15 protein-coding genes and 1 riboswitch are annotated in these 13,309 nt (G+C 39.7%); of the genes, 7 read left to right on the top strand and 8 right to left on the bottom strand.

Annotated features, from left to right (window positions below):
- The first annotated feature begins 30 nt into the window (after nt 1–30).
- From HPC41_RS13810 to mgtE, 4 genes are all read left to right on the top strand, one after another.
- Complete coding sequence (locus HPC41_RS13810; RefSeq protein ID WP_172394565.1) at nt 31–894, top strand: SPFH domain-containing protein; 864 nt, start codon at nt 31–33, stop codon at nt 892–894.
- A gap of 10 nt (nt 895–904) precedes the next feature.
- Complete coding sequence (locus tag HPC41_RS13805) at nt 905–1,081, top strand: type II toxin-antitoxin system antitoxin (RefSeq protein WP_172394564.1); 177 nt, start codon at nt 905–907, stop codon at nt 1,079–1,081.
- 89 nt (nt 1,082–1,170) lie between these two features.
- Entirely contained in the window at nt 1,171–1,881 is a 711-nt protein-coding gene (gene pepE / locus HPC41_RS13800) for a dipeptidase PepE (RefSeq protein WP_172394563.1), read from the top strand.
- Between the two features lie 170 nt (nt 1,882–2,051).
- Nucleotides 2,052–3,368: a magnesium transporter gene (gene mgtE / locus HPC41_RS13795; RefSeq protein WP_172394562.1), complete on the top strand. Its 1,317-nt coding sequence runs from the start codon at nt 2,052–2,054 to the stop codon at nt 3,366–3,368.
- A gap of 70 nt (nt 3,369–3,438) precedes the next feature.
- On the opposite strand, the gene HPC41_RS13790 is transcribed toward mgtE, so the two are convergent.
- From HPC41_RS13790 to ubiE, 6 genes are all read right to left on the bottom strand, one after another.
- Complete coding sequence (locus HPC41_RS13790; protein ID WP_246250648.1) at nt 3,439–4,698, bottom strand: voltage-gated chloride channel family protein; 1,260 nt, start codon at nt 4,696–4,698, stop codon at nt 3,439–3,441.
- A gap of 21 nt (nt 4,699–4,719) precedes the next feature.
- A riboswitch (Fluoride riboswitch) is annotated at nt 4,720–4,782 on the bottom strand.
- Nucleotides 4,783–4,789: 7 nt separating this feature from the next.
- Nucleotides 4,790–5,164 (bottom strand): DUF423 domain-containing protein, encoded by a 375-nt coding sequence (locus tag HPC41_RS13785; RefSeq protein WP_172394561.1) that lies wholly within the window; start codon nt 5,162–5,164, stop codon nt 4,790–4,792.
- 9 nt (nt 5,165–5,173) lie between these two features.
- Complete coding sequence (locus tag HPC41_RS13780) at nt 5,174–5,629, bottom strand: GNAT family N-acetyltransferase (RefSeq protein WP_172394560.1); 456 nt, start codon at nt 5,627–5,629, stop codon at nt 5,174–5,176.
- A 90-nt stretch (nt 5,630–5,719) separates the two neighbouring features.
- Nucleotides 5,720–6,169: a GatB/YqeY domain-containing protein gene (locus HPC41_RS13775; protein WP_172394559.1), complete on the bottom strand. Its 450-nt coding sequence runs from the start codon at nt 6,167–6,169 to the stop codon at nt 5,720–5,722.
- Nucleotides 6,170–6,179: 10 nt separating this feature from the next.
- Nucleotides 6,180–6,941 carry an SDR family oxidoreductase gene (locus HPC41_RS13770; protein ID WP_172394558.1) on the bottom strand — a complete coding sequence of 254 codons (762 nt, stop codon included), beginning with the start codon at nt 6,939–6,941 and terminating at the stop codon, nt 6,180–6,182.
- An 82-nt stretch (nt 6,942–7,023) separates the two neighbouring features.
- Nucleotides 7,024–7,764: a bifunctional demethylmenaquinone methyltransferase/2-methoxy-6-polyprenyl-1,4-benzoquinol methylase UbiE gene (gene ubiE, locus HPC41_RS13765; protein WP_172394557.1), complete on the bottom strand. Its 741-nt coding sequence runs from the start codon at nt 7,762–7,764 to the stop codon at nt 7,024–7,026.
- Between the two features lie 412 nt (nt 7,765–8,176).
- On the opposite strand from ubiE, the gene dnaB reads away from it, so the two are divergent.
- Nucleotides 8,177–9,790, top strand: coding sequence for a replicative DNA helicase (dnaB, locus tag HPC41_RS13760; RefSeq protein WP_104382556.1), 1,614 nt, complete (start codon nt 8,177–8,179; stop codon nt 9,788–9,790).
- A 117-nt stretch (nt 9,791–9,907) separates the two neighbouring features.
- Here the strand turns inward: dnaB and HPC41_RS13755 are convergent, their stop codons facing one another.
- Nucleotides 9,908–10,801, bottom strand: coding sequence for a DUF3078 domain-containing protein (locus HPC41_RS13755; protein ID WP_172394556.1), 894 nt, complete (start codon nt 10,799–10,801; stop codon nt 9,908–9,910).
- Between the two features lie 139 nt (nt 10,802–10,940).
- Between HPC41_RS13755 and rlmH the strand changes: the two genes are divergently transcribed.
- Nucleotides 10,941–11,414 carry a 23S rRNA (pseudouridine(1915)-N(3))-methyltransferase RlmH gene (gene rlmH, locus HPC41_RS13750; protein ID WP_172394555.1) on the top strand — a complete coding sequence of 158 codons (474 nt, stop codon included), beginning with the start codon at nt 10,941–10,943 and terminating at the stop codon, nt 11,412–11,414.
- Nucleotides 11,415–11,458: 44 nt separating this feature from the next.
- Nucleotides 11,459–11,587 (top strand): hypothetical protein, encoded by a 129-nt coding sequence (locus tag HPC41_RS25605; RefSeq protein ID WP_281358815.1) that lies wholly within the window; start codon nt 11,459–11,461, stop codon nt 11,585–11,587.
- A gap of 456 nt (nt 11,588–12,043) precedes the next feature.
- Here the strand turns inward: HPC41_RS25605 and HPC41_RS13745 are convergent, their stop codons facing one another.
- Complete coding sequence (locus tag HPC41_RS13745; RefSeq protein ID WP_172394554.1) at nt 12,044–13,297, bottom strand: PQQ-dependent sugar dehydrogenase; 1,254 nt, start codon at nt 13,295–13,297, stop codon at nt 12,044–12,046.
- Nucleotides 13,298–13,309 lie beyond the last annotated feature (12 nt).

Here is a 13,309-nt window from a genome sequence, read left to right as displayed (position 1 = left end):
AAAATGATATCAAATATATATTAATAAATTATGGAAAAATTGATTAAACCTATGTCGGGCTATTTAGCCTTATTAATTGCGGTAGCTTCTTTTATAGCTGCCATATTTTCATTTGCCAACGTCGAGGAAAGTTCGCTGTATGTTGTACTTGGTGTCATCCTGATGATCGGAACATTTTTTATCCTGAAGGGATTAATGATTATTAATCCAAATCATTCACGTGTTTTGAATTTCTTTGGTCGATATGTGGGCACTGTAAAAGAGAACGGTTTGTTTTTTGTCAATCCGCTGTATTCTACAATCAAGATCAGTTTACGTTCGGACAATCTGCAAGGGCAGACATTAAAGGTAAACGATAAGATGGGAAATCCGATTGAGATAGGCGCTGTTATCGTATGGCAGGTAGGAGATACCTATAAAGCTGCTTATGATGTCAGTAACTATACGTCCTATGTACGTACGCAGAGCGAAGCAGCAGTACGGCATCTTGCGGGAAGTTTTCCTTATGATAACCTGGAGGATGAGGGAGCGGATATCACTTTGCGTGAAGGTGGTGATACAGTGAATCATATCCTTGAGCAGGAACTTGCTGATCGCCTTGCGCCTGCAGGGGTGATTATTAAAGAAGCGAGAATCAGCCATCTGGCTTATGCATCCGAAATTGCCGGTGCGATGCTACAAAGACAACAAGCTGCCGCCATTGTTGCCGCACGTTCAAAGATCGTGGATGGCGCTGTAGGCATGGTTGAGATGGCACTAAAGAAATTGTCCGAAAAAGATATTGTAGAATTGGACAACGAGAAAAAAGCGGCTATGGTGAGCAATCTAATGGTGGTACTTTGTGGAGAAAAAGCCGCGACACCAATTGTAAATACCGGTACTTTGTACCAATAAACTGAATGAAATGGCAGATAAAAAGAACTTTATGTTGCGGCTTGACGATCAAATGTACAAAGCATTGGAAAAATGGGCTGCAGATGAGTTTAGGAGTGTTAACGGGCAGATCGAATATCTTTTACATAGCGCGCTGCAAGAAAATAAACGATTGAGTGCGGAGAAAAAGTCTGCTGATAAAAAATAAAGAATCAGAAAGTAAAAATGTACCTTTGGCTTCGTTTCGAACGAAGTAAAAGGTACATTTTTTTGTTATATAATTTTAAGAAATAAGATATGGTGATCAATCCAATCTACAATTTATTGGTCGTAAGCACAAGTACCATTCATGGCAGCGGATTTCTCGATTACATTAAAGAAGATTTTGTGAAATTTATCGCTTCCGATGAGTTGCTGTTTATTCCCTTTGCCAGACCATCCGGAATATCTTTTGATGCGTATACAGCCAAAGTTCAGGAAGCTCTCGATGATAAAAATATAAAAGTTACTGGATTGCATGAGTTTCAGAACAAGAAAAAGGCCATTCAGGAAGCAAAAGCAATCTTTGTCGGTGGTGGTAATACTTTCTTGCTGTTGAAGACATTGTATGATTTGGATCTTGTACATCAACTGCGCGTACAGGTAAGCAAAGGAACTCCTTATGTAGGTACTTCCGCCGGATCTAATTTGACCGGATTGACCATTGGTACAACAAACGATATGCCTATTGTTTATCCGCCTAGTTTTGATGCGTTGGGATTTTTGCCTTTTAACATTAATCCACATTATTTGGATCCGGACATGAATTCGACCCATAAAGGAGAAACACGGGAAACCCGTATTCAGGAATTTCATCAATTTAATTCACAACCCGTAATCGGGCTACGGGAAGGTAGTTGGTTAAAAGTAAGTCAAGGAGAAATAAAATTGGAGGGAACGTTGACAGCCCGCGTATTCCGACCGAATAAAGAGGTTGTGGAGCTTGCTCCCGGATTAATTAATTTTTAAGATTTTGTAAAATCTGCATTGTTTTTGTGGCTTAACAATAAAATGAAAGCGGTCAGCAGCCTATTTTAGAAATAATAGCGTCTTTCCTTCTTAAAAAATACTTTTGTACATGATTGGATATCATACAAAATAAACTACTTTTGCGCTAAATCCATTAAAATATTCTTCCAATGGAACAAAATTCAGCATTGCACCCGGCCGATATTGCGGAAGAAATATCGCGCCTAAATAAAGGTGAGCAACATCATCATTTTATGGACTATCCGCTAGAGGATAGATTGGAAATCTTTTCTTTTTTGGAGGTAGATGTCCAATATACATTGATTAAATCAATGACCGAACAGGAATTGTCTGAATTGCTGAATAACCTGAAGCCGGATACGCGAAACGAATTGCTTTCCGAATTACCGGATGATCTGATCAAATATTTGATTAATCTCTTGAATGAGCGCGAAAAGCAAATGGCGTTGGAGCTGATCGGATATAAAGAGGATAGTATCGCCCGATTAATGACACCAATGTACGTGCAGGTACGCCCTTATTATACGGTGGATGATGTTTTTCGGCACATTAAAGTTTTTGGAAGAAAAGCCGAGACGCTGAATTTCATCTATGTTGTTGACGAAAAAAATGTTTTAATTGATGATTTGAAGATTGGCCAATTACTACTGTCTGATGGTTCCACAAAAATTTCGGATTTAATTGACTACAATTTTGCGTCAATTAAAGCTTCAACACCCATGGAGGAAGCATTCGAAATTTTTCAGAAATACGACCGTAGTGCCTTACCTATTGTTACCGAGGCTGGCGTATTGGTGGGCATAGTGACATTTGATGATGTGCTGGACCGGATCGAAGACCGTGACACAGAAGATATCCAACGATTTGGGGGGATGGAAGAGCTGGATCTGGCTTATACAAAGACACCATTACTTCAGTTGGTACAAAAGCGGGCCGGATGGCTTATTATATTATTTTTCAGTGAGATGCTTACGGCTTCTGCAATGGGTTTCTTTGAAGGGGAACTGGAAAAGGCGGTTGTATTGGCATTATTTGTTCCCTTGATTATTTCAAGCGGTGGAAATTCAGGTTCGCAGGCTGCATCACTTATTATTCGTGCGATGGCCTTGGGTGAATTGAAACTCAAAGACTGGTGGTATGTAATGAAAAGAGAAGTTTCTTCGGGATTGATTTTGGGCGGTATATTAGGTGCCATTGGCTTCCTTAGGATATTGGCCTGGCATTTTCTTGGTTTATATGACTATGGCCCTTATTGGATTGCAATAGGTCTTACCGTGGCGGTATCTTTGGTGTTTATCGTGTTATGGGGAACTTTGTCGGGTTCATTTATTCCTTTTATTTTACGTCGATTTGGTTTGGACCCAGCCACGGCATCGGCACCTTTTGTGGCTACTTTGGTTGATGTCTCGGGCTTGATTATTTATTTTACTGTTGCAGCGTTCTTTTTACAAGGAAAATTATTGTAGGCCTGTTTGAAAAAAAATAGCGATGAAAAGCATAAAATCAGGGACTTTTATGCTTTTTTTATGGCCAGAGTTACAGATTCAATCTTCGGTACAATTTTTCTTTAATTCCCCCTTTCTGGGCAACATAAATTCCTTTTTTTCCAGAAAATATAAATGCGACTATGCAAGCAATTGCTATAAAAACGACAGGTTGAAAACCAAAAAGCTCATAGCCCATAATGATACAAGCCAGTGGCGTATTTGTGGCGCCTGAGAATACGGCAACAAAGCCCATGGCGGCCAGTAGCCCCAAAGGAAGTGGGATAATGGTACTCAGCGCACTGCCAAGCGTAGCCCCAATAAAAAATAATGGGGTCACTTCCCCGCCTTTAAAACCGGCAGAAAGCGTAAATGTGGTTAGTACCAGTTTAATGAGAAAATCATAATAATCCGCAGGATTGTTAAAAGCCTCCTGGATCATTGGAATACCCAAGCCGATATATTTTGTGCTTTTTAGCAATACCACCGTAATCACGATGATGAGACCACCGATCACTGGTCTAAGCAGAGGGGATTTGATCTTTTTAAATTGAGCACTGAAGAAGTCACCCGTGAAAGTAAACAACCAGGCGGCCACGCCGAATAAAATTCCTGCAATCAGGCTAAGACCAATATTGCCTAAAGATAATGGAGGTATACTCTCGTGTATAGGATAATGTGTATGTGGGACATTCCACAACTGGCAACTAAGGTTTGCAATATAGGCTGTGAGCATGCAGGGGAGTAGTCCAAAATATCTTTTTTTACCAATGAGCAAAACTTCAAGACCAAAGATCGTACCGGCAAGTGGGGTGCCAAAGACGGCGGCAAAACCTGCTGTAATACCGATAGATATCAGGATACGACGTTCGGTTTTGTCGAAATTAAACCAACGGTTGAGCTGGTCGGATATTGCCCCGCCAATCTGGACAGCCGTTCCCTCACGTCCGGCTGATCCTCCGAACAAATGAGTGATCAAAGTTCCAAATAGGACAAGTGGTGCCATAACGAGCGGTATCCGGCGCTGCGGATAAAGGTATTCTTCAATCAGCAGGTTGTTCCCTTTACTGGAAGGATTACCCCAGCGCTGATAGGATAAGACAATGATCAGACCCGCAAGAGGTAATCCGTAGATGATCCAGGGATTGTTTTCCCTATATATGGTGACCCAATTCAGCGAAAAAAGGAAGAATGCGCAGATTGACCCAACGATAAAACCTACCATACAACAGGTAATCAGCCATTTGGAAATAAAATAAAAATTGTTTTGCGGTGTTTGATTTGAAATTTTTATAGCCATAAGTCTACTCATATAAAATTTGTTGTTTTTATACTAAAAGTAGACGTCATCAGCTTATTAAGGCGGTTCAAGGCAGACATCATTGCCACTATGTGATGCAAAGTTATAAAAAACGAATGATAATTGCAATCCAGCCCATTATCATGAGTAATCCTCCTAAAGGAGTGATAGGACCGAGAAACTTCAGATTTTTCTTCCAATACTCCGCAAAGGAAAGAAAATAAATACTTCCTGAAAACAATAATGTACCCGAGGTAATTAGGTAATAGGCTGCCCGTTCGGACTGATAGCCAAAGGATAGGTTTAGTCCGAGAACCAATAGGGTGATGGCTGCATACATTTGATATCGAACGCCTACCTCGAACGAATCCAGCTTTTCAGCCGATATAATTTTTTTGAATGCATGTGCGCCAAATGCACCTAATATAATGGCCAAAGCGCCCAATAATGCGGCGGTAATGATTACAATGTGATTCATAAATATAATTTATTTAAGAACTGATTTAGTCATGTCTATGTGGAGAATCCCGTAGTCAGGATAAGGTTCGGAATTTTGTTCAAACCCTAATTTCTCATAGAATGACTTTAAGTGAAATTGGGCACCGATTTGTATATCCTGCGGTCCGAACGCTTCTAGCGTAGCCGCGATAGATTTATGCATCAGCAACTGGCTTAAGCCTGTTCCTCGCGCCTCCTTCACAACAATTACACGCCCTATGGAAGCTTGTGGGTATGAAATTCCAGCCGGAACCAAACGGGTATATGCGACAATTTCGCCATCCTTTTCCGCCCAAAGATGTAGGCAGACATAATCTTTATCATCCAGTTCAGGATATAGACACGCTTGTTCCAGTACAAAAACCTCCGTACGCAATTTTAAAAGGCGGTACAGTTCCCGGTTCGTCAGTTCATCAAAATTCTTAAGTTTCCAATTATATTCCATGATGGTTAATGAAGACAGACAAATCGAGTTACCGACCCTACGCAAGAGCAATTGGTTGGTAACTCGATTTATATTATTTTAATGGGATGATTATGCCAATAGGCTTTTTACTACTTCAGAGATTGTTTTCCCGTCAGCTTGCCCGGCTAATTTTTGATTGGCAGCACCCATTACTTTTCCCATTTCCTTAATCGATGAAGCGCCGGTATCTGCGATGATTGCTTTGATAACAGATTCTACTTCCTCTTTGTTCATTTGTTTAGGGAGATAAGCTTCGATCACTTTTTCCTCTTCTACCTCAATTTGGTAAAGATCTTCACGGTTTTGATTCTTATAGATTTCGGCAGATTCACGGCGTTGTTTTACCAATTTTTGTAAAACCTTGATTTCAGCTTCTTGAGTCAGCTCTTCTGCGTGGCCTTTTTCAGTTTTAGCAAGAAGAATAGCCGCTTTAATGGCACGTAATCCACGCAGTGTTGCGGTGTCTTTTGCGATCATTGCCGCTTTAATGTCTTGATTTATTTGTGTTTCTAATGACATGATGTTTTAATTATTTTCGATTGACAATCGTGCCCGTAGCCTGAGCTGTGGGCATTATTAATAGATCGTTGATATTCACATGCGCCGGTCTGGTGATGACAAAAAGTATTGTTTCAGCGATGTCGGTTCCGGTTAGGGGCTGCACGCCTGCATAGACGTTTTTTGCCCGTTCCTTGTCGCCATGAAAACGAACTTGAGAGAACTCTGTCTCGACCATTCCGGGATCAATGGAACTAACTTTTATGCCTCTGGAAAGCAGGTCGATACGCATTGCTTTTGTTAAAGCGTCGACGGCATGTTTTGTCGCACAGTACACATTACCATTGGGATAAACCTCTTTTCCGGCTATAGATCCTAAATTGACAATATGTGCCCCATTTTCAGTTTCCATTAATGGGATAACTGCTTTGCTGACATAAAGCAAGCCCTTGACGTTGGTATCGATCATTCTGTCCCAGTCACCAATATCGCCATCCTGAATAGGATCCAGCCCTTGACTAAGTCCGGCATTATTAATTAACACATGGATTTTTTTCCATTCCTGTGGCAAACCATCTATTTGATTCTGGACCTGCTCTGAATCTCTGACGTCTAACTCAAAGGTATGAATTTTGATATCGGGGTAGGCTGAACTCAGTTTTTCCTTCAATTCATCCAAACGATTTAGTCTGCGGGCACAAAGTAAAAGATTGTAGCCTTCCTTTGCCAATACTTCAGCACAGGCTTGGCCAATACCTGAACTTGCTCCTGTGATGAAAACTGTCTTTGTCATATATGTTAACTAGTTGAAATATTAAAACTCGATATTGACCGTCTTTTAATGCTAATATGAAGTCGTAGAATCGTTTATTGACTTATTTAGTAGCGATATAAATCGTACAGATACCAAACGTTTGAGGTTTTACAATCGTTTGGTCAAAGCCAGCCTTTTTATTTATAGCAACAAATTTCTGTCCATCGGGAAACTGAGCAACAGATTCCGGTAAATATTCGTAAGCACTGGCATCTTTTGAAAAGAATTTTCCAATGGTTGGGGTTACATATTTGAAATAAAAATTATAGAGTTGTTTTATTGGGAATTTTTTTGGATTCGAGAACTCCAAAATAACAGCTTTACCGCCGGGTTTTAATACACGGTAGATATCAGATAATCCTTTCTCTAAGTTCTCGAAGTTACGGACCCCAAACGCCACGGTAACAGCGTCAAAAGTATTGTCATCAAATTGAAGTCTTTCCGAATCCCCTAATTGTACTTCGAACTGATTTTCAAGCCCCTTGTTTGCTATTTTCTTTTTGGCGACATCAAGCATCCCTTGTGAAATATCAACACCAATTATCTTTTTTGGATTCAATATTTTTATAGATTCCAATGCAAAATCACCCGTTCCGGTTGCTACATCAAGCATCAGCTGAGGCTTGATGGATTTTAGCGCATTAATGGCTTTTTTTCGCCATATAATATCAATCCCTAAAGACATGAAGTGGTTTAAGAAGTCGTAGGAATGGGAAATATTGTCGAACATATCCGCCACCTGTTTTTTCTTGCCATCATTGGCATCTTTATAGGGCTTTAATGTAGAAGAATCGTGCGTCATTTTACAAATATACGATATAAGAATATTTTTAATGCGTAAAATAGGATTTGTTTTTTGATTTAAAGCTGTGATTTTTCTGGCTTAATCATCGTGATTAGTCTCGCCCCTGATAAGAAATAAATGTCGCCATTTTGAATTTGTGAAATTTTGGTTATTCACAGTGGCTTAAGTTATCAACACTTTTTAATGTATTGATTTTAAGAACTTGTTTTTTATTTTCAACATGTTTTCCACATGTTGTGTTAATAAGTGGAGCGGTAAAACTGTGTTCTTCAAAGTGTTTTGACAGTTGATGGCTGAACAACTAAATCTACTGTTTGTAATTCATCATCGTGGTGAATTTTATTTTTTATACATTTGTTATCCCATCTTAAATTTAAGAGCTGGGAAGCTATATTTCGGATATAATATCATGATGAACGAGAGCAATTTTGAGGCGAATAATACGGATAATAACAAAAGAGGTAATTATGGTGAGCGCCGTACCAAATTAAACAATATGGTAAGCGGCTTAGGTAAGCTACCGCCACAGGCAGTAGATCTTGAGGAAGCTGTTTTGGGCGCATTGATGCTTGAGAAAAATGCACTGAGCGAGATTATTGATATTTTAAAACCTGAGTCTTTCTATAAGGAATCGCATCAGAAAATTTTTGAAGCGATATTTGGTTTATTCCAAAAGACCTCACCGATTGATATTTTGACGGTTACATCCGAGTTGCGGAGAATGGGCGCACTGGAAATGGTAGGCGGAGCTTATTACATTACGCAACTGACTGACCGGGTTGTTTCAGCGGCTAATATTGAATACCATGCACGGATTATTTCTCAGAAATATATTCAAAGGGAACTGATCAAAGTTTCGACTGAAATCATCAATAGCTCTTATGACGAGACCTCCGATATTTTCGATCTCTTGGACCATGCCGAAAAGAGCTTGTTTGATATTGCGCAAAATAACTTGAGAAGAGATTCCCGGAAGATGGACGATATTATGCGTGAAGCCATCTCAAATCTTGAGATGTTACGTGATCGCACGGACGGTCTGACCGGTGTGCCATCAGGGCTAACCGCGCTTGATCGTATGACTTCTGGCTGGCAACCTTCGGATCTGGTGATTATCGCTGCACGTCCAGCCATGGGTAAAACGGCATTTGTATTGTCTGTCGCACGAAATGCGGCGGTGGAACACGGTAAAGCTGTAGCGGTATTCTCGCTGGAGATGTCATCGGTTCAGTTGGTCAATCGTCTGATCGCTGGAGAAACTGAAATTGAACAGGAAAAATTGAAGAAAGGTAACCTGGCAGATCACGAATGGCAGCAGTTGCACTCTCGTATTGGGCGACTGACAGATGCTCCGATCATCATTGATGATACACCTGCGCTGAATGTATTTGAATTTAGGGCAAAATGCCGTCGTCTAAAAGCACAATATGATATTCAAATGGTGATTGTCGATTATTTGCAATTGATGCACGGTAAAGCAGAAGGTAAAGGCGGAGGTAACCGGGAGCAAGAAATCGGTAGTATTTCCCGGGCATTGAAGTCGGTCGCGAAAGAATTGAATATCCCTGTTTTGGCTTTATCACAATTGAGCCGTGCAGTGGAATCTAGACCAGGAAATAGTAAACGACCGATGTTATCCGATTTGCGTGAGTCGGGATCTATCGAGCAGGATGCCGATATGGTACTTTTCTTATACAGACCGGAATATTACGGTCTGACAGAAGATGAAGAGGGACGCCCTACCGCCGGTGTTGGTGAAGTTATCATTGCCAAGCACCGTAACGGTGAAACAGGAATCGTGCCACTTCGTTTCGTTGGTAAATTCGTTAAATTCGTCGATCTCGAGGATGAATTTTCTGGAATGGGCGGTGGCGATGGTTTCGGCGATGCACCAGCTACATTTTCAGCGTCAGCGCTGAACCCTTCCCCGAATTTTGGCGATGACTTTGGCGGGGCCGGATTTAGTGGTGGTATTACGATGCCTTCACGGATGAACGATATGCCTGACGATGCACCATTTTAATAAGTAATTTTAAATCAGTATCCATAAATGAGAAAGCCGAAATAGTACATTTCGGCTTTTTTGACTATGTTCAATGCATTGTTGTCATTGTTTTTAATGTAGAATTGATCGTCGTAACTAAAACTTATAGGTTACTCCAGCACCAACAATTTGTCTAACCTGTAAAGCTGAGTTTCTTTTACCGACCTCTACACCATCTTTAATAATCGGAATAGCGGTGTTGTCGTCGTAGATCATTTGTAGGCCAGCATTTACAGTTATAAATTTATTGACCTTCATGAACAGATTTGCGGTGTAGTCTATGTCAACATTCTGAGGTTTGTCGAGATAATTTGAATATAGCTTTAGAATATTTTCAAAGGAAACATTCTCCATCAGGTTTACTTTGTAATACGCATCAAAGGAGGCACCGAATTCAGTCCTTACTTTTTTGCCTGGATCTAACCCATATCGAGTAGAAAGAAGCGTATCAGTAACAAAGACAAACCTTACAGCTGCTGGAGACAGGTTGAACCTCAGGTTATCAGATTTTTTGTAGGCAAAGCCCGGTCCAAAGCTTAAATATGCCGGAGCCAGGAATCGCGAAATACGTTGTTTCGGTGTTTGGGTATAATCAAATCCATCGGCAAACTGCGTATTAAAATTTAGGAAAAAAGTATATAACCAATGTTGCGAAGCTTGATGGCCCAGTAAGCTGTTCAATACCAATCTGTCATCATTTTTACGCCAATCCGATTCTTTTTGGAAAGTTAGTCCGTAGGCCGCTAAAACTTTATTATCCCAAGACCATTTATCTTTTTTATAATTGAAATCATAATTTAGGGTGAGATTTCCGGAAAATGAATTGACACCACCTGCAGCCCAATTGGAGAATGAACTCTGGTTAATCAAAAAGGTATTTTCACCTTTGATGGTCCATATTTTACTGGTGTCAGTAGGGTTTTCCTGGCTGAAACTTCGATAGCTAATTAAAATTAAAGCAATAAGAAAGATAGATTTAATTTTTTTCATACTTAAAAGTTGGTTTTCGTGCATTTGTTGAGAAAATAAATGTATTATAACTAAACGAATAACTTTCTTTATTGTTTTGTAGCTTTTTGTTTGCGTATATTTTAAATAAAATCGGAACTTTGATAACTTGATAGATACTATGAAAATAACATTACTTTGTATTGGAAAGACAGATGATACTTACTTGATCGAAGGAATCGACAAATACGTCAAAAGACTAAAGTACTACGTAAACTTTAATATTCTAGTAATACCGGATATTAAAAATAGCAAAAACCTTTCAGAGGAGCAACAGAAAGACAAGGAGGCTGGACTGATTTTAAAACAATTACAACCACAGGATATGGTTATTTTATTGGACGAATTCGGCAAAGAATTCCGTTCCTTGGAGTTTTCGGCTTATTTGGAAAAAATGATGATCAACAGTGTACAGCATATGGTTTTTATCATTGGTGGTCCTTATGGTTTTGATCAAAAAGTCTATGATCGGGCCAATTCAAAAATGTCTTTGTCAAAAATGACTTTTTCGCATCAAATGATCCGTTTATTCTTTACGGAACAACTTTACCGGGCATTTTCCATTATGAAAGGTGAACCTTATCATCACGAATAATATGGAAAAAAGTCCGTAACTTCATCATTAATAAAAACAGACTTATGAATTTACCGAATAAACGTGATTATCACTATAAAAGTGACGAAGGAGAAAAAAATAGCCAAATGAATAAATACATCATGATAGCCTGCATTATTATCGTGATTTTATTGGCAATTTATTTTGCATAATTTGATATCCTCTACTGATGGTACAATTAAAAGAATAAATCTCTTACTTAATATCCGTATGGAGGATATCAGTAGATGATTTAATGAATTTGATTGAAATGTTTAGAGGAAGAACGCTTAATTTTTCGGAGAAGCCTGGGAGGTCTTGTGCGTTCTTTTTGGTTCGGTGTTGTTTACAAATCCCCAGTTAGTCACATAGAACGATAAGGGATTAATTTCTAATAATTTTTTCATTTTTTCTTTTTTTACCATATGATATTTTATTGTTTCGGTTATATGCTGTCAATAATCACGCCAAACTGTAGTATGTGCCAAATTGATTCGTAATTTGATTCTGAATTGATAATTTAGGAATTAAATTGGTGGAGCAGGAGAGAGCTTTGGATAACGGGATGTCCATGCAGCGTCAATGTTTAATAATTAGCCCCATATTGGGGCTAATTATCTTTATCAAATTTACTTTTTATCTATTTTATATAATTTACCAAGATCAGTGATGGCATAGAGAGCACCGTCTGTTCCTTGTGCAATGTCTCTAAACCGTTGCCCTTCACTACCAAGTAAGCGCTCTTCGCCAACGACTTTATTATCTTTCAGAATAATTCGGGCAATATGCGTACTACTTAAGCCGCATATAAATAAGTTATTTTTCCACTCGGGGATGTTTTGACCTGTATAAAACGTAATTCCACTAGGCGAGAGGACAGGATCCCAGTAATAAACCGGCTGCTCCAATCCTTCTTTTTGCTGTATACCTGCACCAACCTTATCTCCTTTATATTCTATCCCATAGGTAATGGTTGGCCAACCATAATTGCTGCCAGCCTGGATTTTATTAAGCTCGTCTCCACCACGAGGGCCAAATTCAGTTTCCCATAGATCCCCGGTTTCGGGATGAAAAGCAAGTCCCTGCGGATTTCGGTGTCCGTAACTATAGATTTCTGGTCGTGCATTTGCTTTTCCTATAAATGGATTTCCCGATGCAGGCTGTCCATCTTTGGTAATACGCAAAATCTTACCCAAGGCAGCATTTAGATCCTGTGCCAGCGGTCTTGTGACCAAATCCGATCGTTCACCGGTACTGAAAATAATATTTCCTTCTTTATCAAAAACTATGCGTCCGCCATAATGTAAATTGCCCTTATGGGCAGGAGTTGCTTGATAGATCACTTTTGCTCCTTCGATTGATTTCTCGTCAGCCGAAAGCTTACCCTTGGCGACTGCCGTTAGTGTTCCTGCTGGCGTATTGTCTGAAAAAACCCAATATACCATCCTGTTTGCAGCAAAATCCGGATCTAGCCTCAATCCAAGTAATCCGCCTTGGCCACTGCTATTAACAGCAGGAAGACCTTTGATTTGTTCGCTTAATTTTCCATCGGCACTTACTATACGCATATCACCTTCTTTTTCTGTAATGAGTAACTTACCTTCTGGTAGAGCCACAATGCCCCAAGGTGACTTTAATCCTTCGGCTATGACTTTGCCTTCGAACGCTGTAGCTGTTTTTGCTCCGGCGATCCTTGTCTGTCCAGCAAAAGCGGGTTTGTAATCTGTATTTGCTTTTTGAGTTTCTACCGGAGGGTAGCTTGTTGTATCTGTTGCTGAGTTCGTTGTACTATCTTGGCTGGAACCTGAATTTGCATGATTGGAATTACAGGCAGTCAAGCCTAACGATATTGTTAAAAGGCTTATTGTCAGTTTGGTTTTCATTGTTAATGACTT

Source organism: Sphingobacterium prati (assembly GCF_013167215.1).
Classification (GTDB): Bacteria; Bacteroidota; Bacteroidia; order Sphingobacteriales; family Sphingobacteriaceae; genus Sphingobacterium; species Sphingobacterium prati.
This window is presented reverse-complemented; position numbering and strand designations above follow the sequence as displayed.

Coding starts and splice junctions, on each gene's coding strand:
- HPC41_RS13810 (WP_172394565.1), top strand. CDS start 31: ATGGAAAAATTGATTAAACCTATGTCGGGCTATTTAGCCTTATTAATT.
- HPC41_RS13805 (WP_172394564.1), top strand. CDS start 905: ATGGCAGATAAAAAGAACTTTATGTTGCGGCTTGACGATCAAATGTAC.
- pepE (WP_172394563.1), top strand. CDS start 1,171: ATGGTGATCAATCCAATCTACAATTTATTGGTCGTAAGCACAAGTACC.
- mgtE (WP_172394562.1), top strand. CDS start 2,052: ATGGAACAAAATTCAGCATTGCACCCGGCCGATATTGCGGAAGAAATA.
- HPC41_RS13790 (WP_246250648.1), bottom strand. CDS start 4,698: ATGAGTAGACTTATGGCTATAAAAATTTCAAATCAAACACCGCAAAAC.
- HPC41_RS13785 (WP_172394561.1), bottom strand. CDS start 5,164: ATGAATCACATTGTAATCATTACCGCCGCATTATTGGGCGCTTTGGCC.
- HPC41_RS13780 (WP_172394560.1), bottom strand. CDS start 5,629: ATGGAATATAATTGGAAACTTAAGAATTTTGATGAACTGACGAACCGG.
- HPC41_RS13775 (WP_172394559.1), bottom strand. CDS start 6,169: ATGTCATTAGAAACACAAATAAATCAAGACATTAAAGCGGCAATGATC.
- HPC41_RS13770 (WP_172394558.1), bottom strand. CDS start 6,941: ATGACAAAGACAGTTTTCATCACAGGAGCAAGTTCAGGTATTGGCCAA.
- ubiE (WP_172394557.1), bottom strand. CDS start 7,764: ATGACGCACGATTCTTCTACATTAAAGCCCTATAAAGATGCCAATGAT.
- dnaB (WP_104382556.1), top strand. CDS start 8,177: ATGATGAACGAGAGCAATTTTGAGGCGAATAATACGGATAATAACAAA.
- HPC41_RS13755 (WP_172394556.1), bottom strand. CDS start 10,801: ATGAAAAAAATTAAATCTATCTTTCTTATTGCTTTAATTTTAATTAGC.
- rlmH (WP_172394555.1), top strand. CDS start 10,941: ATGAAAATAACATTACTTTGTATTGGAAAGACAGATGATACTTACTTG.
- HPC41_RS25605 (WP_281358815.1), top strand. CDS start 11,459: ATGAATTTACCGAATAAACGTGATTATCACTATAAAAGTGACGAAGGA.
- HPC41_RS13745 (WP_172394554.1), bottom strand. CDS start 13,297: ATGAAAACCAAACTGACAATAAGCCTTTTAACAATATCGTTAGGCTTG.